This window comes from Actinoplanes sp. NPDC023714, assembly GCF_040639855.1.
In the GTDB taxonomy this organism is placed as follows: Bacteria; Actinomycetota; Actinomycetes; order Mycobacteriales; family Micromonosporaceae; genus Actinoplanes.
Genome location: NZ_JBFAAR010000004.1, coordinates 537,711 through 557,094, shown reverse-complemented (window position 1 = coordinate 557,094; position 19,384 = coordinate 537,711). Strand labels below are relative to the sequence as shown.

General features: G+C 72.5%; 15 protein-coding genes. 9 read left to right on the top strand and 6 right to left on the bottom strand.

From position 1 onward, the window contains the following. Positions 1–16: 16 nt before the first annotated feature. Entirely contained in the window at positions 17–529 is a 513-nt protein-coding gene (locus AB0G10_RS21805; RefSeq protein ID WP_360924389.1) for a DUF6069 family protein, read from the bottom strand. A 157-nt stretch (positions 530–686) separates the two neighbouring features. Between AB0G10_RS21805 and AB0G10_RS21800 the strand changes: the two genes are divergently transcribed. From AB0G10_RS21800 to AB0G10_RS21780, 5 genes are all read left to right on the top strand, one after another. Then, positions 687–1,958: a histidinol-phosphate transaminase gene (locus AB0G10_RS21800; RefSeq protein ID WP_360924386.1), complete on the top strand. Its 1,272-nt coding sequence runs from the start codon at positions 687–689 to the stop codon at positions 1,956–1,958. Positions 1,959–2,025: 67 nt separating this feature from the next. Next, entirely contained in the window at positions 2,026–4,095 is a 2,070-nt protein-coding gene (locus AB0G10_RS21795) for an ATP-binding protein (protein WP_360924383.1), read from the top strand. Next, a complete protein-coding gene (locus tag AB0G10_RS21790; protein ID WP_360924380.1) occupies positions 4,092–5,285 on the top strand; it encodes a GAF domain-containing sensor histidine kinase in 1,194 nt (397 codons plus the stop codon). Before AB0G10_RS21795 ends, AB0G10_RS21790 begins: the two co-directional genes overlap by 4 nt. 30 nt (positions 5,286–5,315) lie before the next feature. Continuing rightward, positions 5,316–5,900, top strand: coding sequence for a hypothetical protein (locus tag AB0G10_RS21785; protein ID WP_360924377.1), 585 nt, complete (start codon positions 5,316–5,318; stop codon positions 5,898–5,900). Positions 5,901–5,931: 31 nt separating this feature from the next. Then, a complete protein-coding gene (locus tag AB0G10_RS21780) occupies positions 5,932–8,283 on the top strand; it encodes a PAS domain S-box protein (protein WP_360924374.1) in 2,352 nt (783 codons plus the stop codon). A gap of 4 nt (positions 8,284–8,287) precedes the next feature. Here AB0G10_RS21780 and AB0G10_RS21775 read toward each other — a convergent pair whose 3' ends face one another. Both AB0G10_RS21775 and AB0G10_RS21770 read right to left on the bottom strand, forming a co-directional pair. After that, the gene (locus tag AB0G10_RS21775; protein ID WP_360924371.1) at positions 8,288–9,055 is read right to left on the bottom strand and encodes a HAMP domain-containing sensor histidine kinase; all 768 of its coding nucleotides are present in this window, start codon (positions 9,053–9,055) and stop codon (positions 8,288–8,290) included. A gap of 92 nt (positions 9,056–9,147) precedes the next feature. Continuing rightward, positions 9,148–11,166, bottom strand: a complete 2,019-nt coding sequence (locus tag AB0G10_RS21770) for an ATP-binding protein (protein ID WP_360924368.1) — start codon at positions 11,164–11,166, stop codon at positions 9,148–9,150. Between the two features lie 170 nt (positions 11,167–11,336). Here AB0G10_RS21770 and AB0G10_RS21765 point away from each other — a divergent pair, with 170 nt between their 5' ends. From AB0G10_RS21765 to AB0G10_RS21750, 4 genes are all read left to right on the top strand, one after another. After that, positions 11,337–12,500: a S8 family peptidase gene (locus tag AB0G10_RS21765; RefSeq protein ID WP_360924365.1), complete on the top strand. Its 1,164-nt coding sequence runs from the start codon at positions 11,337–11,339 to the stop codon at positions 12,498–12,500. Positions 12,501–12,671: 171 nt separating this feature from the next. Next, positions 12,672–14,003 (top strand): NAD(P)/FAD-dependent oxidoreductase, encoded by a 1,332-nt coding sequence (locus tag AB0G10_RS21760; RefSeq protein ID WP_360924362.1) that lies wholly within the window; start codon positions 12,672–12,674, stop codon positions 14,001–14,003. A gap of 113 nt (positions 14,004–14,116) precedes the next feature. Further along, a complete protein-coding gene (locus tag AB0G10_RS21755; RefSeq protein ID WP_360924359.1) occupies positions 14,117–14,545 on the top strand; it encodes a response regulator in 429 nt (142 codons plus the stop codon). A gap of 83 nt (positions 14,546–14,628) precedes the next feature. Further along, positions 14,629–15,564 (top strand): PfkB family carbohydrate kinase, encoded by a 936-nt coding sequence (locus tag AB0G10_RS21750; RefSeq protein WP_360924356.1) that lies wholly within the window; start codon positions 14,629–14,631, stop codon positions 15,562–15,564. On the opposite strand, the gene AB0G10_RS21745 is transcribed toward AB0G10_RS21750, so the two are convergent. Genes AB0G10_RS21745 through AB0G10_RS21735 form a run of 3 tightly spaced genes read right to left on the bottom strand, consistent with a single transcriptional unit; the run spans position 15,550 to position 19,368 of the window. After that, entirely contained in the window at positions 15,550–16,143 is a 594-nt protein-coding gene (locus AB0G10_RS21745) for a dephospho-CoA kinase (protein ID WP_360924353.1), read from the bottom strand. The two genes, AB0G10_RS21750 and AB0G10_RS21745, sit on opposite strands and share 15 nt — an antisense overlap. Before the next feature lie 10 nt (positions 16,144–16,153). Beyond that, positions 16,154–17,359 carry a hypothetical protein gene (locus AB0G10_RS21740; RefSeq protein ID WP_360924350.1) on the bottom strand — a complete coding sequence of 402 codons (1,206 nt, stop codon included), beginning with the start codon at positions 17,357–17,359 and terminating at the stop codon, positions 16,154–16,156. Between the two features lie 29 nt (positions 17,360–17,388). After that, positions 17,389–19,368, bottom strand: coding sequence for an MDR family MFS transporter (locus tag AB0G10_RS21735; protein ID WP_360924347.1), 1,980 nt, complete (start codon positions 19,366–19,368; stop codon positions 17,389–17,391). Positions 19,369–19,384 lie beyond the last annotated feature (16 nt).

Below are 19,384 nucleotides of genomic sequence, written 5' to 3'. Positions count from 1 at the left end.
CATGGGTGAGCGCCTCTCAGCGGTACTGGGGAGGGTAGGTCTGCGGCGGGTACGTCCTCGGCGCCAGCCGCGGCGGGATCACGATGGTCGCGGAGCGGGCCACGCCGGCCACCAGCGAGCCGATCGCGATGCCGAGGACGAGGTTGAGGCCGGCCGTGTAGATCCGGGCGCCCAGGCTGGCGTCGGTGACGAACGGCGCGAGCATCGCCACGACCGTGCTGAGCCCGACCACCCAGCCGAAGAACCGCATCGGCCGGGGCGTGGTGAGGATCAGCGCGTGCACCAGGCCGGTGGCGAGCAGCGCGGCCACCGCGGCGCCCAGCGCGTACCACCCGGTGCTGGCGTCGCCCCAGGTCCCCTGCCCCTTCGGCGCGAGCACGTCGATGTCGAAGAGGCCGCGGCCGAGCAGGATCCCGGCGATGGCGATGAGGGCCGCCACGGCGGCGGTCGCGGCGCCGCCGGCCCAGAGCTTGCCGCCGTTCACCGTGGGGCGCGGCGTCGGATCGAGCGGTGCGTTCATACCGGTCATGCCGTCCTCCGGGGCATCGGGGATAACAGCCCCGAGCCTGAATCGGCGAGGTCGTCACCGCCTCATCCGGTGCGGGTGAAAGGCCCGCTGAACGATTTCCCGCCCGGTCCCGTACTCAGGTCCGTTGGGGGCGGCGCCGGCACTGAGGAGGACCACCGTGGCACGGACCGGAATCGATACGTCGATCCTGCACAAGGGAGCGCACAGCGCCTCCTACTTCGACCTGGCCCGCGCGGCCGGTGAGGGGGCGGAGATCGTCGACTTCTGCATTCCGTGCAACCCGTACTTCCCGACCCCCGAGATGTTCGACGAGCTCACCCGCGACCTCAAGAGCATCCTGAAGTACTACCCGAGCGACGCGGCCACCATCACGAAGAAGCTGGCGAGCGTGCTGAACCTGCACCCGCAGACGGTCGCCATGGCGAACGGCTCCACCGAGCTGATCACCTGGATCGACCACCTGCTGGTCAAGGAGAGCGTCGCCATCCCGATCCCGACCTTCGGCCGGTGGACCGACCAGCCGCTGGAGACCGGCAAGCGGGTCGACATGTTCCCGCTGCAGGAGCGCGACGGCTTCCGCCTCGACCTGGAGGAGTACGTCGAGTTCATCCGCGAGCGCAAGTCCCGGGTCGCGGTGATCTGCAACGTCAACAACCCGGACGGCAACTACCTCCCGCGCCGGGACGTGATCCGGTTCATGGACGCGCTCAGCGACCTCGACCTGGTCGTCGTCGACGAGTCGTTCATCGACTTCTCGGACGCCGAGCGCTACCCCTCGGTCGGCCCGGACGCGGTGATCCGGCCGAACGCGGTGGTGCTGAAGAGCCTCGGCAAGAACTTCGGCCTGCACGGCATCCGGTTCGGGTACCTGCTGGCCAACCCGGCGATCGCCGGGAAGATCGCGAAGATGCTGCCGAAGTGGAACCTCAACTCGCTCGCCGAGAAGGTGGTCCACATGATCTCCGACCACGAGATGGAGTACGAGGAGAGCCTGCGCCTGCTCAGCCGGGACCGCCGGTCGATGGCCCGCGAGCTGAGCCGCATCCCCGGCCTGACCGTCTTCCCGTCGCAGGGCAACTTCTTCCTGGTGAAGCTGCCGACCGAGTGGTCCGGTGTGGCGCTGCGCGACTTCCTGGTCGCCAACCACGGCATCATGACCCGGGAGTGCGGCAACAAGCTCGGCATGACCAGCCAGTTCATGCGGCTCGTGGTGCGGCCCACCCAGGACGTGGACCGGCTGGTCGACGGCATGATGGATTACGGTCAGCGGTTCCACAACCGTTCCGTGTACGACGCCGACCCGCTGGAGCAGACCGGCCGCCGCTGGGCCGAGACGGCGTACGAGGAGCAGGCGGACAACCTGATCCCGTACCCGGGCCAGGACCGCCGCGGCACGGAGTACACGGCCCGCCGCGCCGCCGTGAGCTGACGCTCAGTCCGCCCCGCTTCCTGCCGAACAGTCCCAGGACGAGTCGGTTCGCGGAAGGCGGGGTGCGATGGCCTACCGCAGGGCGCTGGCGCACACCGTGGGCTTCTCGGTGGCGTACGCGGCTGCGACGGCCGCCGGCCGGGCCACCGTCATGGACGACGCCAACCTGAGCCTGGTCTGGCCCGCGGCCGGGGTCGCCGCCCTGTGGTTCGGCCGGCAGTGGGACTCCCCGCTGCGCCGGCTGGACATCCTGGCGCTCGCCGCGATCACGATCGGGGTGAACCTCGGAACCGGGGCCACGCCGTCCACCACCGCGATCTTCATAGCGGCCAACACGGCGCAGGCCGTCGTGTTCGTGAAGCTCATCCGCCGCTGGCGTCCCGCGCTGTGGGGCTCCGGCGGCGCCGAGCCGATGCGCAGCCCGCCGGACCTGTGGGCGCTGCTCGCCGCGGCGGTCGGCGCCACGGTGGCCGGTGGGCTGTTCGGGCCGGGGCTGATCTGGCTCACCACCGCGGACCACTCGTGGTCGGCCATGGCGGTGTGGCTGTGCCGGAACACCGCCGGCATCCTGGTGGTCGGCGCGGCGGGCTTCTGCCTCGGGCCGCGGCTCTCCCTGCGGATCCGGGTGGACCGGCCGTTCGAGTACGCGGCCTTCGCCGTCGCCTCCGCCGCCGCCCACCTGGCCGGCTTCGCGTTCAGCCACGGCCTTCCGCTCGCCTTTCTGCTGATGGGCGTGACGGCCTGGGCCGGCACCCGGCTCGCGACCTCCTTCGTGGTGCTGCACAACGTGTTCGCCGGCGCCGTCGTCGTGCTGTTCACCCTGCACGGCGTGGGCCCGTTCGCGGCGATCGGCGACAACGCCTCCCGGGCCGTCGTGGCCCAGCTCTTCGTCACGCTGACCGCCGTGATCGGGCTCTCCCTGGCCCTCGGCCGGGAGGAGCGGAGCGCCCTGCTGGCCGCGCTCGCCGCCGAGCGGGCCGAGCTCCGGGAGCAGCGGCAGCAGGCCTCGCAGCGCGCCGAGCTGTTCCGGGCGATCATCGACTCGACCGCGGACGGCCTCGCCGTGGTCGACGACGGGGGCCGGATGATCCTGCGGAACCCGGCGGCGGCCCGCCTGCTGGGCGGCCACTTCAGCCCGGACGGGGAGGTCTCCCGCCCCGCGCACTCCGGCTTCTGCCACCTGGACGGCACGCCGCTCCGGGACGACGAGATGCCGCACGCGCGGGCGCTGAACGGCGAGGTCCTGCGGGACGTGCAGATCCTCGTACGCAATCCGGGGGTTCCGGAAGGCCGGGTGATCAGCGTCCGGGCCACCACGCTGCTCGACGACGCCGGCCGGCGCAGTGCGGTGGTCCTCTTCCACGACGTGACGGCCGAACGGCGGCACCGCGACGAGCTGACCAACTTCGCCGGGGTGGTCGCCCACGACCTGCTCAACCCGGTCACCACGATCGAGGGCTGGAGCGACTTCGCCGGCGAGGCGCTCCGGCAGCTGCCCGACTCGCCCGAGGCCGAGGACGCCCGGGACGGCCTGGCCCGGGTGCACCGCGCGGCCCGGCGGATGCGGGGGCTGATCGACGGGCTGCTCGCCTACACGACGGCCCGGGACGCGACAGTGGCGACCGTCCCGGTGGATCTGGGGCAGGTGGTCACCGAGGTGACCGTGGCCCGGCTGGACGCGGCGATCGCGGCCGGCCTGCCGGTGCCCCGGTTCGTGGTGGGCGACCTGCCGGTGGTGCGCGCCGACCCGGTGCTGATCCGGCAGCTGCTGGACAACCTGATCGGCAACGCGATCAAGTACGTCGCGCCGGGCGTGACCCCCGAGCTGACCGTCACGGCCGGACATGACGAGGACATGGTGCGGGTGCGGATCGCGGACAACGGCATCGGCATCCCGGCCGGCCAGCACGAGGCGATCTTCGGCAACTTCCACCGCGCCCACCGCACCGCCAAGTACGCCGGGACCGGTCTCGGCCTGGCCATCTGCAAGCGGATCGTGGAGCGGCACGGCGGCACCATCGCGGCGGCGGACAACCCGGCGGGCGGATCGATCTTCACCTTCACCCTCCCTCCCGATTCCGCTCAGTTCGCCCTGGCGCGGGCCGAAGAGCAGTCGTGGAGGGAGCCCCGCCGATGAGCCGAGACGATCAGGAACTGGCGAGACTGGCCGCGCTCCGGTCGTACCGGATCCTCGACCGCCCCCGGCCCGTGGTCCTCGACGACCTCACCCGGCTCGCCGCCGGCATGTTCGGCACCCCGATCTCGGCGGTCTCCCTGATCGATCACGACCGGCAGTGGTTCGCCGGCCGGGTCGGCATCGCCGAGGACCAGACCCCGCTCGACGTGTCGTTCTGCGCCCACGTGGTCCCGGCCCGGGCGCCGCTGATCGTCCCGGACGCCACCGAGGACTCCCGGTTCGCGGGTTACGCGAACGTCGCCGGCGAACCCGGGATCCGGTTCTACGCCGGCGCCCCGGTGATCGACGAGGACGGCCACGTGCTGGGCGCCATGTGCGTGGTGGACACCGAGCCGCGGGAGGTCAGCGACCGGCAGGTGGACGACCTCGTCACCTTCGCCCGGCAGGCGGCCGGGCACCTCGCCGCGGTCCGCGGCCGGCTGCGGCTGGCCGGCCTCGGCGACGAGCTGGCCCGCTCGGCGCAGCGCGAGGACGACCTGGTCGCCTCGATCACCCACGAGCTGCGGACGCCCGTCGCGATCATCCAGGGCTACCTGGAGGTGCTCGGCGACCAGGAGGGGCTGGCGGAGTACCGCCGGCTGATCGACCCGATCCACCGCAACGGCCGGCGCCTCGTCCAGATGGTCGACCACCTCCTGGCCGGCACCCGGCCGCCGGAGGCGCCGATCCCGGCGCTCTCCGCCACGGTCGACCTGAACACGGTGGCGTCCGCCGCGCTCGCCGCCTGCCGGCCGCTGATCGTCACCCGCGGCGGCCCGGTCGACCTGGCCGCGTACGAGCCGGTCCCGGTCAGCGCGGACCTGGCCCGGCTCACCCACGCGGTCGAGCAGCTGCTGCGCAACGCCCTGTTCTTCACCCCGCCGGACCGGCCCATCATGATCCGCGTCGAGGCGGTCCCCGGGCCGGCCATCGAGGTCCGGGACGGCGGATGCGGCATCCCCGAGGACGAGCTGCCGCTGGTCTTCGACCGGTTCCACCGCGGGCGGCACGCCCGCGAGCAGGCCGTGCCCGGCGTGGGACTCGGCCTCACCATCGCCCGCAACATCGTGCGCGCCCACCGCGGCGAACTGACCGTGCGGAACACCACGGACGGCGTCTCGGCCCGGATCGCGCTGCCCGGCGCCCGCTGAGGGCCGCCGGCGACCGTTACGGTGATGAGTATGGAGCGCCCCGGTGCGATGACCCTCGGCGACCTCGTCGCGGAGATCCTGCGCCGCCTCGGCGAGACCGGCCGCGTGGTCCCGGAGTACGTCGTGCGCGACGCCGTGGAGGCCGCGCTGAGCCGGCAGTTCCCGGGCGCCGCGCCGGGGTCGCTGATGGTGCCGGGCGAGCTGGCCGGCGAGCTGATCGAGGGGTTCTGCGCCGGCGGCACGTCCGCCGAGGAGGACGCCGCCACCATGCCGGCCGTGCTCAGCGGCGACGAGACCGGACGGCTCATCACGGCGCTCGGCCTCGCCGTCCACGTGGCCGCCTTCAACCTCGACCGGGACCGCCTGCACGTCGCCCAGATTCTGAACGGCGCGGCGGCCGCACTGGTCGCGCTCGGCGCCGCCGAGCGGGCCGCGCACGCCGACGGCACGTCCGCGGTGCTGCTCTCGCCGGCGACGCTGCGCACCGTCCGCACCACGGTGGCCGGCGTGCTGCAGGGCGTCGAGCACCGGGGATGGCAGGCGCAGCATCTCGACCAGGATGTCACCAGCGCCCTGTTCACCGGCGTCCTGACGATGCTGGGAGCGGTGCCCTAAGGACAACCGGTTCGCAACCGATCAGGACGGTGTGGCCGATCCGCAGCTCCGGGTTCGCGACCCCGAGCGTGTGACGGCGCTCCGGGCCACCGGCGTGTTCGACGTGCCCGAGCCGCCCGGCCTGCGGCGGCTCACCAGGCTGGCGAGCCGGCTGCTCCGCAGCCCGACCGCGCTGGTCTCGCTGGTCCTCGACGACCGGCAGGTCTTCGTGAGCCAGGTCGGCCTGCCCCAGCCCTGGGCCGACCTCGGGCAGACCCCGCTGTCGCACTCGTTCTGCCAGCACGTCGTGGACGACGACGCCCCGCTGGTGGTCAGCGACGCCCGCCTGAACGACCGGCTCAAGGACAACCTCGCGATCCCGGACATCGGGGTGGTCGCGTACGCCGGCATGCCGATCCGGGTGGACGGCCGCACGCTCGGCTCGTTCTGCGCCATCGACGGCGAGCCGCGGGACTGGACGCCGGAGGACCTCGCGATCCTGGAGGACCTGGCCGCCGCGGTGGCGACCGAGATCGAGCTGGTCCGGGCCGCGCGGAACGCCGAGGAGACCTCCGCGGTGGTGCGCCGGATCCTGGAGGTGTCGCAGGACGCGTACGTCTCGATCGACGCGGCCGGCACGGTGCTGGAGTGGAATCCGGCCGCCGAGAAGCTCTTCGGCCGCGCCCGCGAGGAGGCCGTCGGCGCCGACCTGGCCCCGATGATCATCCCGGAGATCTACCGGCAGGCGCACTACTCCGGGCTGGCCCGGGTGCGCGCCACCGGCGAGTCGAAGCTGGCCGGCCAGCGCATCGAGCTGCCTGCGATGGACCGGTCCGGGCGCCGCTTCCCGGTCGAGTTCACGCTCCAGTCGACCGCGCATGGCGGCCGTACCGTCTTCCACGCCTTCCTGCACGACATCAGCGCCCGCAACGAGAGCCAGCGCCAGCTGCGGCGGCAGGCCGAGCTGATCGACGCGGCCCCGGCCGCGATCATCGTGCGCTCCCCGGACGGGATGATCCGCTTCTGGAACTCCGGGGCCGAGCACATGTACGGGTGGCCCGCCTCGGCAGCGGTCGGCCGCAACATCCACCGCCTCCTCGGCACGGTCTTCCCCGGCGGCAGCTCCGCCGTGGAGAAGGCGCTCGCCACCGACGGCCGGTGGGAGGGCGAGGTGACCCACCGCCGGGTCGACGGCGGGAGCCTCGTGGTGCTCAGCCGGCACGTGCTGCGCCCGGACGCCGGCGGCGAGGGCGACGAGGTGATCGAGACGAACACCGACATCACCGCCCGGCGCAACGCCGAGGAGCGGCTCGCCGCGAGCGAGCGGCAGTTCCGGGTGCAGTTCCACCAGTCCACCGTGGGCCAGGCCATCGTCGGGCTGGACGGGCGGATCCTGCACGTGAACGAGGCGTACGCCCGGATGATCGGCTACCGGCCGGAGGATCTGATCGGCCGCCGCAACGAGGACTTCACGCATCCCGAGGACCGCGCCGAGGGCGTGCTGCTGACGGCCCGGCTCTTCGCCGGCGACCTGGCCTCGTACGAGCGGACCAAGCGGCTCGTCCACGCCGGCGGGCACACCGTCGACGTGCACATCGGGGTCCGCCTGGTCCGGGACGCGGAGGGCGCGCCGGTGCACCTGATCGGCGTGATCCAGGACATCACCGAGCGGACCCGGGCCGAGCGCGAGCGCGACGCCACCCAGGTCGTGCTGGCCGAGCGGAACGCCCAGCTGGAGCTCGCGAACGGCCAGCTGCAGCGCGCCAACCTGCTGAAACTCGACCTCATGGGGATGCTCTCGCACGACATCGGCACCCCGCTGACCTCGATCCTCGCGTACGGCGAGATGCTCGCCGAGAGCGATCTCCCAGGCCCGCTGGCGATGCCCACCTCGAAGATCATGAAGGCCGCCCACCGGATCGACGAGCTGCGCCTCAACGTGCTGTCGCTGTGCACCGTGGACGAGACCCGGCTGCGCACCGACCGGCAGCGGGTCGCGCTCGCCGGCGCGCTGCGGGACGCGCTGGACGCGGCCGACCAGGACGTGCCGGTCTCCTGCCCGCCCGGCGCGGCGGTGCTGGTCAATCCGGCGCACCTGCGGCAGATCGTGGTGAACTTCCTGACCAACGCCCGCAAGTACGGCGGCGGGGCGACCGGGATCGCGGTGACCGTCCTCGGGGTGACCACCCGGATCGCGGTCCGGGACGCGGGGCCCGGAGTGCCGGAAGGGCTGCGGGACCACCTCTTCGAGCGCTTCACCCGGGCCGGCGGCACCGGGGCCGCGGGGCACGGGCTGGGCCTGCACATCGTGGCGAGCCTGGCCGAGGCGAACGGCGGCGCGGTGGGCTACGAGCCGGGCGAGCCGGCCGGCAGCGTCTTCTGCCTGACCCTGGAGAGCGGTTAGCCGATCACCAGCGGTCGACGGGGAGGAGGGACGCCGGCAGGTCGATCGTGACGGTGGTGCCGAGGCCCGGCTCGCCGTCGATCCGCAGCGCGCCCTGGTGACCGTCCACGATCGCCTTCACGATGGTCAGCCCGAGCCCGGCGCCCTGCACCTCGGCGCGCTCGGCCGCGACGGACCGCCGGAACGGCGCGAGCACCCGGGCCCGGTCGCCCGGGTGGATGCCGGCGCCGGTGTCCCGGACCCAGAGCTCGGCCCGGCCGTCGCGGGCGCGGGCGCCGACCGCGATGGTGCCGCTGTCGGTGAACTTGACCGCGTTCCGGATGAGCCGGTCCAGGGCCTGGCCGAGCCGGGCGGCGTCCACCTCGGCGAGCACCGGGGCACCGGTCTCCACCCTGACCGACAGGCCCTTCGCGGCGATCAGCGGCTCGTTCTGCTCGACCGCGCTGGTCGCCAGGTCGGTGAGGTCGGCCGGCCGCCGGCACAGCGACCCGCACCCCGACTCGGCCTCGGCCTGCGCCGCGAGCAGCATGTCGTCGACCAGATCGAGCAGCCGGTCGGAGTTGCGCTGGATCCGCTTGATGAACCCGTCGCGGGCCTCGGCCGGCAGCTCCGGATCGGCGAGCACCTCCAGGTACCCGTGGATGGAGCTGAGCGGCGTACGCAGCTCGTGGGTGATCCGGGAGACGAACTCGTCCTTGATCCGCTCGGTCTCGCGCAGCCGCTCCTCCAGGTCCCGCACCCGGGCGGCCAGATCGATCTCCTGCGGGGTCATCCCGACGCTCCTTCCGGCCTCGTCCGCTGCCGACGGCCCTAGAGGTCGGCGGGGTGCGGCCGGGCTTGAGACGGGCCCGGGGTGCCTTCCGGTTAGCGGGAGGCGGCCCACTGGTTCTCGAGCGTCCGGGCATAGACGGACCGGCCCATCGGCAGCGTCAGCGACATCCGGGTGCCGCTGCCGTACGGGTTCGCCAGCGCCTCGATCGTCCCGCCGTGCCGTTCCACGATCCGCTTGCAGACCGCGAGCTCCAGGCCGTTGCCGCGGTCGTCCTGCCCGCTGTGGAAGCTGGTGAAGGCGTCCCGCCGCCTGCCCGGCGTCAGACCCAGCCCGTTGTCCAGGATGTCGACGCGCAGCATCGCGTTGGCGACCGGCTGACAGGAGATGGTCACGTACGGGGCGACGCCCGGCGCCATCGGCCCGAGCGCGTTGTCGATCAGGTTCTCGAACAGCTGCCGGATCAGCACCGGGTCACCCTCGACCGGCTCCATCTGGCTGATCTCGAAGTACGGCGGCGCCTCCCCGCTGCTGTCCGCCTGGTCGAGCCGGCTGTTCACGATGTCGCCGAGCAGCAGCTGCAGGTTGACGGTGGTCGGCATGAGCTTGCCGTCCCGGGCCGCCGTGTAGGCGAGCAGGCCGTTCAGGAACGTCCGCATCCGGGCCGCCGCCCGCTGGATCCGGGCCACCCGCTCGGCCGGCTGATATCCGGCCAGCTCCTGCTCCAGCACCTCGGACCAGCCCTCGATCGTGGTGAGCGGGTTGAGCAGGTCGTGCGCCACCTGACCGGCGAACGACATCAGCTCGTCGCGGTGCCGGCGGTCCGCCGTGACGTCGTGGAAGACGACCACGACGTGCTGCGGGCCGTCCGGGCGGACCGCGATCCGGGCCACGTTGAACCGCACGATCCGGCCCTCCGGCACGGCGGCGTTGCGCACCAGCACGTCCATCGGCGGGACCTCCTCGCCGGCCAGCGCGCGGGCGTACGGCAGGTCGGCGTCGGCGAGCGGGGTGCCGTCCGGGTGGAAGAACCCGTAGTCGCTGCCGAGGGCGACGCCACCGGCCACCGTGTTCACGCTGCCGAGCAGCCGGCCGGCCGCCGGGTTGCGCAGCACCAGCCGGCCGTTCTGGTCGAGGATGGCGAGGCCCTCGGTCATCGAGTTGACGATCATGGTCATCATCCCGGCCTTGTCGGTGGCCTCCTGCTCGGAGTCGCGCAGCCGGTCGATCAGCGCGTCCCGCTCGTCGCGGCTGAGCGCCAGGGCCAGGCCGACGACGGCGAGGATGCTGACGTAGAGCTCGATCACGAGGCCGCGGGTGGCCGGGTCGGCGATCTCGGCGTACGGGCCCCAGCCCCGCTGCGTGAAGACCGCCGCCACGCCGGCGAACACCAGGGTGTGCCCGATCGCGAGCGGGGTCGGCATCCGGATGCCGGCCCACACGGTGAGCGGCAGCAGCGCGAACCCGATCGGCAAGTGGTGGTTCACGAAGAACGTGAAGTAGTAGGCGCCCGCCGAGGACACGAAGATCGCGACGAACTCCAGCGTGCGCTCCCGGTCGAGCCGGCTCCAGTGCCCCCGGATCAGGTAGACCACGCGCTGGATCGCCACCCCGAAGATCAGCACGGCGGCGACGTCCCGGACCAGCCGGGTCGCGAACCTCAGGGCCGAGACCTCCTGCTCGGCGAGCCGGTCGCCGAGCGTGTCGATGCACGACATCATGGTGGCGGCGAGCGCGGCGGCCACCAGGATCCGCCACAGGTCGTCGAGCTTCGCGAGCGGCCGGTCGCCGCCGGTGCCGGCCCAGACGCCGGGCAGCAGGCGGGCCATCGCCACCGCGAAGGTCATGCCGGCGGCCACCGCGGCGCCCGCGTGCACCACCGAGACCGCCGGGTCGGCGCCGGTCGCGAGCAGGCCGGTCACGGTCAGCACGGCGAGCACGGCCATGTCCAGCCAGCGCCAGCGCGACTCGCGCCGGGTGACCATCCAGACGGCCGCGACACCGGCGGCCGGCCACACCACCGGCTCGTTCACGCCCGCGAGCACGGTCTGCCGGCCCGCCACGAGCGCGACCAGGTAGAGCGCCCCGAATCCGGCGGTGGCGGGAACGGACATCCTCTTCACAACACTCGTTTCGGCACGTTCGGCGATGAACTGAACGTGTCTTTGATATATCCATTTCGATATATAGGTGAACGGCGGCAACCCGCCTACGCTCGACCCAGAGCCGAGTGACGAGCGTCTATACCCCCCGGGCGTTCGCCGGCTGGCGAGAGAGGAAGAACATGGCGATTCGAGGACACGGCCGCATCCTGGCCGCAGGTCTGTTCGCGCTGGCGGCCGTCGCCGCGGCGACCCCGGCCGAGGCCGCGGCCCCGGTGCTCGGGCAGATCAAGCTGGCCGGCTCCGCGAACGCGGTGGACGGCAGCTACATCGTGGTGCTCAAGTCCGGCGCGCAGCAGGCTTCCCTGAGCAAGACCTACGGAGCGACCGTGAAGCGCAGCTTCGGCAAGGCGCTCAACGGCTTCGAGGCCACCATGACCGAGAACCAGGCCCGGCGCCTCGCGGCCAACTCGAAGGTGGCGTACGTCGAGCAGAACCAGGTCATCTCCCTGGCCGCCACCCAGACGAACGCGACCTGGGGCCTCGACCGGATCGACCAGCGGGCCCGCCCGCTGAGCACCACCTACACCTACCCGGTCACCGCCTCGAACGTCACCGCCTACATCATCGACACCGGCATCCTCTACAGCCACAGCCAGTTCGGCGGGCGGGCGCGGGCCGGCTACGACGCGGTGGGCAGCGGCGGCGTCGACTGCAACGGCCACGGCACGCACGTGGCGGGCACCGTCGGCGGCAGCACCTACGGCGTCGCGAAGGCCGTGAAGCTGGTCGGCGTCCGGGTCCTGAACTGCTCGGGCAGCGGCACCACGGCCGGCGTCATCGCGGGCGTCAACTGGGTCACCGCGAACGCGGTGAAGCCGGCGGTCGCCAACATGAGCCTGGGCGGCGGCGTCAGCAGCTCGCTGGACTCCGCGGTCGCCAACTCGATCGCGTCCGGCGTGACCTACGCGGTCGCGGCCGGCAACTCCAACACCAACGCGTCGAGCTCCTCGCCGGCCCGGGTCGCCTCGGCGATCACCGTCGGCTCCACGACCAGCACGGACGCCCGGTCCAGCTTCTCCAACTACGGCAGCGTGCTGGACATCTTCGCGCCCGGCTCGTCGATCACCTCGGCCTGGTACACCAGCACCTCGGCCACCAACACGATCAGCGGCACCTCGATGGCGTCGCCGCACGTGGCCGGCGCCGCGGCGCTCGTCCTCTCCCGCAACACCGGCTACACCCCGGCCCAGGTCGCCTCGGCCCTGACCAGCAACGCCACCACGGGCGTCGTGACCAACCCCGGCTCGGGCTCCCCGAACCGGCTGCTCTTCGTCGTCCAGTAACACCCTCGTGAGGGCCCGCCTCCGCAGCAGGGAGGCGGGCCCTTCCGCGTGCGACGAGATGACCTACCGGTTTGTGACAGCCGGCCCTGGTGATCATCCTCATCACTGCGTGACGGACTTCCGGCGCCCTTTCCACGGTTGTATGGAGTGGAACCAAGGAGCGTGAGAGTGATGACCGAGCAGGGACAGCACCGCGTCGTCATCGTCGGAGCCGGCTTCGGCGGCAAGTACGCCGCGAAGGCGCTGCGCAACGCCCGGGACGCCCGGGTGACCGTCATCAACGGGACCAACCACCACGTCTTCGAGCCGCTGATCTACCAGGTGGCGACCGGCCTCCTCTCCCCCGGCGAGGTCGCCACCCCGGTCCGCGAGCTCGTCCGCGGGCAGCGCAACACCGAGGTGCTGCTGGGCTGGGTCACCGACGTGGACGTCGACGGCCGCGTCGTGACCGCCACCGCGCCGGACGGGGTGCCCTACCAGGTCCCCTACGACACCCTCATCGTGGCGGCCGGCACCACCGGGTCGTACTTCGGCAACGAGCGGTTCGCCGAGCACGCCCCCGGCCTGAAGAGCCTCGACGACGCGGTCGAGCTGCGCGCCCGCATCCTCACCGCGTTCGAGATGGCCGAGCTGGAGACCGACCCGGCCGCGGCCGCCCGCTGGCTCACCTTCGTGATCGTCGGCGCCGGCCCCACCGGCGTCGAACTGGCCGGCCAGATCGCCGAGATCGCCCACCGCACGCTGCCCGGCGAGTACCGCCGGATCGACCCGGCGCAGGCCCGGATCGTGCTGGTCGACGCGGTCGATCGGGTGCTGCCGACCTTCTCCCCGCAGTCCTCGGCCGCCGCCGCGAAGCGGCTCCGGAAGATCGGCGTGGACGTCCGGCTCGGCAAGCGGGTCGTCGACGTGGACGCCACCGGCGTGGTGCTCGATGCCGGCGACGGGACCGAGCGCCTCGAGGCGATGACCAAGATCTGGAGTGCCGGCGTCGCGGCCGCCCCGCTGGCCGCTCGCATCGCCCAGGCCACCGGCGCCCCGGCCGACCGTTCCGGCCGCATCGAGGTGAACCCCGACCTGACCGTCCCCGGCCACCCGGAGATCTTCGTGGTCGGCGACCTGATGAGCCTCGGCGGCCTGCCCGGCGTCGCCCAGGTCTCCATCCAGGGCGGCGGCTACGCCGGCCGGACGATCAGGCGGCGGCTCGCCGGGAAGCCGGCCGGCAAGCCGTTCCACTACTTCGACAAGGGCAACATCGCGACGGTGTCCCGGTTCTCCGCGGTCGCCGACCTGCGCGGCCTGCACCTGAGCGGCCTGCTCGGCTGGCTGCTCTGGCTCGGGGTGCACTGGGCGTACCTGCCGAAGGGCCGGAACCGGGCGAGCGCGCTGGTCCGGTGGGCGGTCGCCTTCCTGGGCCGGAGCCGGCCCGAGCGGGCGGTCACCAGCCGGCAGATCAACGCCCGGGCCGCGCTGGCCCAGGCCGAGCCCGAGAAGGCCCCGGCCTAGACCGCAACCGTCCGGCAACCGGCGTTTACCTGGCGGGGGCCCCGCCCCCGCCGATGACTCCGATCACCTCGGCGGCACCCCCGGTGCCGCCCCCGCTCGAGGATCGGAGCAGCATGACGGCCATCGTCGACTCCCTCGCCGTTCTCCCGCCCGTCACCGCCGGGCCGTGCGTCCCGACCGTCCTGGTCGCCGACGACGACGAGGGCATCCGTGACCTGGTCAGCTTCAAGCTGGAGATGGCCGGTTACCGCACCGTCTGCGCGGCGGACGGGTGCACCGCGCTCACCCTCGTCACCGAGGCGAAGCCGGACCTGGTGGTTCTCGACATCGTGATGCCGGGCCTGGACGGGCTGAGCGTCTGCTACCGGATGCACGACGACCCGGCGACCGCCGAGATTCCGGTGATCATGCTGAGCGGCTGCGCCAGCGCGACCGACATCGAGCTGGCCTTCGTCTCCGGCGCCGAGGAGTACCTGCCGAAGCCGCTCAACACCGCCGACCTGGTCCGCCGCGTCGGCTGGCTCCTGCCGCACCACCCCTGAGCCGGTCCGCGCACCATTGTGGCGGGTGTCACAGCCGGCAAGATGAAGGGTTTGAAGTGTGGCAAAAGGGGTAGCAGACCGAGATGCCTGCCGACGAATCCGGCACGATCATGGTCTTCGCACCGGTGCCACTGCTGACAGTGACCATCGAGCAACAGTCCGGCGAACCCGAGTTGCACGTCCATCCCGGCGGCCAGGGAATCTGGCAGGCCCGGATGTGCGCGGGCCTCGGCGCGTCGGTCACCCTCTGCGCCGCCGTGGGCGGCGAGATCGGCGAGGTCATCTCACTGCTGCTGCGGGACGAGCAGATCGAGGTACGGGCGGTCCACCGCATGTCCGGGAGCGGCTGGTACATCCACGACCGCCGGGACGGCTCCCGGGACGAGGTGGCCGACCACGCCGGCGAGCCGCTGGGCCGGCACGACCTCGACGAGCTCTACAGCACGGCCCTGGCCGCCGGGATGCGCTCCCGGGTCAGCATCCTGAGCGGCCCGGCCGCCCCGGACGTGGTCGCCCCCGAGGTGTACCGCCGGCTCGCCGCCGACCTCGGCGCGAACGGCGGCACCGTGGTCGCCGACCTCTCCGGGGATCACCTGACCGCCGTGCTCGAGGGCGGCGTCGACTTCCTCAAGGTCAGTCACGAGGAGCTGATCGACGCCGGCCGGGCCACCGGCGACAGCGTCGAAGAGCTCGTCGACACCGGCCGGGACCTGCGCAAGCAGGGCGCCGGATCGGTGCTGATCAGCCGGGCCGACCAGCCCGGCATCGCCCTGATCGACGACGAGGAGCCGCTGCTCGTCGAGCTGCCGTCGCTCCAGGTCGTCGACCACCGCGGCGCCGGCGACTCGATGACGGCCGGGGTGGCCGCCGTCCTGGCCCGCGGCGGCAAGATCCACGAGGCGGTGCGTACCGGGGCCGCCGCCGGCGCGCTGAACGTGACCCGGCACGGGCTCGGCACCGGCCGCAAGGAGGCGATCACCGAGCTGACCAAGCGGGTCAGACTCTCACCCATCGGCTGACCCGACGTGGAACAGCAGGTCGGCATGTTCCCTGACCTGCTCGGACGCATAGAACGCATCCTCGTGCCGCGCCCACCGGGACCAGTGCGGCGCATAGGTCTCGCCATCCCGCGCCAGCGCCCGCCGCTTGCGCACCGCCTCCGGGCTTTCGAGCCAGACAAGACCTTCGAGGTACGGCCGGAGCACCGTGGCTCCGGCTCCCACACCTTCGACGACCAGCCAGTCGGCGTCCGGAACAGGATGCTCCTCGGCGTACCGGCCGGCGGCCCAGTCCCAGCGCCGCCAGACCGCCGGCCGGCCTCGAGCGAGCGGTTCGAGAACCCAGTCGCGGAGCACCTCGACGCCCTTCTCCAACCCGTCCCAGCCGGCGTAGAGGTCGTCCATCCGGATGAGCGGCGCGCCCAGCCGCCCGGCGACTACCCGGGCCAGCGTCGTCTTCCCCGACCCGGACCGCCCCTCGATGGCCAGGACCCGCCGCCCGGCCGAGGGCGGCACATCCCCGGCGAACGCGACGACCCGCTCGACGGCGCCGTCGAGCCACCCGCTCATCCGCGGCCCCGCCTCGATGCCCCTGTCCATCGCGGCGGCGTCAGAGCTCGCTCTCCCGCAGGCTGCTCAGCACCGCCGCGGCCGGCCAGTCCTCGACCCGGTAGCGGGCCGGCGCGAGCAGCGGCTCCGGGCTCAGGCCGGCCTGCTCCTCGACCAGCCGCCACGGCGCGCGGAACTCCACACCGGACTCGGGGCGGGCGAACGCCACCGAGTCGGCCCGGGGCAGCAGCGTGCTGACCCCGGCGACCCAGGTGGCGATCGTCTCGGCCGGTCCGCCGTCCGGCGGCTCGACCGCGATCAGCTTGCCGACGTGCACGTCGACGCCGGCCTTCTCGTACTGCTCGGTGAGCCAGTCGGTCTGGTTCGAGTACTCGGTGAGGGCCAGCACCGCCTCGGCGCGGCGGGCCGGCAGGAAGTGCACATGCCCGGCCGGCGGGGTGTACGGGACGGCCGCTCCCCCGGCGCCCGAGACGTAGCCGACCGGCGACAGGTAGCGCACCGCCTCCTGGAAGCTCCGCTCGACCACGGCGTAGAGCTGGTCGGCCTCGTTCTCCGGCAGCGGGCTGAGCAGCAGCGTGTTGTTGTCCGGGGCGAACGCCAGCACCGGGGTGCCCATCCGCTCGCTCACGTCGGCCAGCCAGCCGGGGTTGAGCAGCAGCGAGGTGAAGTAGCCGTCGCCGTCGTCGAGCATCCGGATCAGGCTCGGGCCGGACGGCCACGGCCGGGCCAGTGAGCGGCGGGCCAGCTCGGCCAGGTTCTCCCGGGCCGCCACGAAGACGTCCTCGGCCGTGACGCCCCACTCGTCGAGCCGGTCCGGGATGACGTAGGCCATCGCGTCCGGCGCGTCGATGACGACCAGTTCGCGGAGGAACGGCATGGCCGGCCGGGACAGCGGCGGCCGCATGCCGACCGGTCCGGCCGCCCCGAAGGTGACCGGACGGACCACCGGGCGCAACTTCGCGCGTACGGTCTCCCAGGTGTCCTCGGCCGGCGGCGAGGCCATCAGCCGGACCAGACGCTCCAGCCGCTCCCGGCGTTCCGCCGGGGTGGCGCTCGCCGTCTCCCGGAACACGTTCGACAGGTAGAGATGGGCCGGACCACCCCCGCCGGCGCGGTGGATCGCGATCGCGAACTCGTCGGCGCGGTAGTCGGCGCGCTCCACCCCCGGGGTCCCGCGGGCCACCCGGAGGGCCAGCTGGGCGAAGCGGCGCTGCGGTGAGCCGGCGAACCGATCCAGCAATCCCATTGGTGCACGGTAGCCTGTCGCGGCCTAGATCAAGCGGGCCGATGCTCGTCGACCAGCCGGGTGGCGATGTTGTTCAACGCCCGGTCGATCAGCACCTTGTCGTCCGGATCGGTGCGCGCGATGTCGTCGAGGTTGGCGTCGAGCCACTGCCGCCAGGCGTGCCGTACCCTCTCGAACTGCTCCTGCCCGGCCTCGGTCAGCAGCACCTGATCGCCGTCGACCCGGGCGTAGCCGGCCTGCTCCAGATCTTCGAAGGCGGGTTCCAGCACTTCAGGCGGCATCCGGTGCTGACGGGCGATGGCCGCCAGCTCGGCCCGTCCCTTCGCCGTGAGGTGAAGATGCGTCTGCCCGATCGCCCACGCCTGGGACGGGTTCACGTCGGCGCCGGAGTCGGCCAGGACGCGATCGAGGACCGTCCGGTCGTCGCGGGCCCGCCGCATGGTGTCGCTGATCTGTCGCTCCAGCTGCCCGAGCCGGTCGTCCGCGACGGGCGCCGAGAAGCCCTCGCCGACGTCGGTGGCGGCCACCCGGGCGCTGTCCCGCAGCGGCAGCTCCTTGAGCAGCCAGGCCACCAGGAAGCCGAGCACCGCGACCGGCACCACCCACCGGAACACGTAGTTGATCGCGTCGGCGTAGGCCGCGATGATCGGACCGGACTGCGCCGGGTCGAGGGCGTTCAGCGCCTCCGGGCTCTGCGCGACGGCGGGCGGGACACCGGTCCGGGCCAGCGCCTCCGCCAGTCCCTCCTCGAGCCGGCCGCTGTAGAGGGTGCCGAAGACGGCGGTGCCGAAAGAGCTTCCGAGGGTACGGAAGAACGTCACGCCGGACGTGGCCGTGCCGAGGTCGGCGTAGGGGACGGTGTTCTGCACGACGATCGTGAGCACCTGCATGGACAGGCCGATGCCGGCGCCGAGGACGAACATGTAGAGCGACTCGAGCCAGGTGCTCGTGGTCGTGTCCATGGTCGACATGAGATAGAGGCCGAGCGTCATCACGGCCCCGCCGGCGATCGGGAACACCTTGTAGCGGCCGGTGCGGCTCACCACGTTGCCGGAGACCATCGACATGATGAAGAGGCCGGCCACCATCGGCAGGGTGCGCACGCCGGAGCCGGTGGCCGAGACACCGTCGACGTACTGCAGGTAGGTCGGCAGGAACGTCATCGCGCCGAGCATCGCGAAGCCGACGATGAAGCTGAGCGTCGAGCAGACCGTGAAGACCGAGTTGCGGAACAGCCGCATCGGCAGCATCGGCTCCCTGGCCCGGAGCTCGACGACCACGAAGCCGGCGAAGAGCGCCACCGAGGCGGCGAACATCCCGATGATCGTGGGCGAGGTCCAGGCGTATTCGCTGCCACCCCACTCCAGCGCCAGGATCATCGTGGTGGCGCCGGCCGCGACCAGGCCGATGCCGGCGTAGTCGATGACCGGCCGGCCCCCCGAGGAGATCGACGGGATCGCCTTGGCCGCCATCCCGATCACCACGATCGCGATCGGCACGTTGATGTAGAACGCCCAGCGCCAGCTCAGGTGGTCGGTGAAGAGCCCGCCGAGGGTGGGGCCGACCACCGTGGTGACGCCGAAGACCGCGCCGAGCGCGCCCTGGTACTTGCCGCGGTCGCGGAGCGGGATGACGTCGGCGATCAGCGCCATCGCGGTGACCATGAGACCGCCGCCGCCGACGCCCTGGATCGCCCGGGCCGCGACCAGCATGATTATGTCCTGGGCCACGCCGCACAGCGCCGAGCCGGCCACGAAGACCACGGCGCTCACCTGGAACACCAGCTTGCGGCCGAACAGGTCGCCGAACTTGCCGGCCAGCACCGTGGCGATCGTCTCGGCCAGCAGGTAGGCCGTCACGACCCAGGACATGTGCCCGGCGCCGCCGAGGTCCGCCACGATCGTCGGCAGCGCGGTCGAGACGATCGTCTGGTCCAGGGCCGCCAGCAGCATCCCGAGCAGGATCGCCACGAAGACGACGTTGACCTGGCGTTTGCTCAGGACGGCCATGTCCTGATCTTCACCT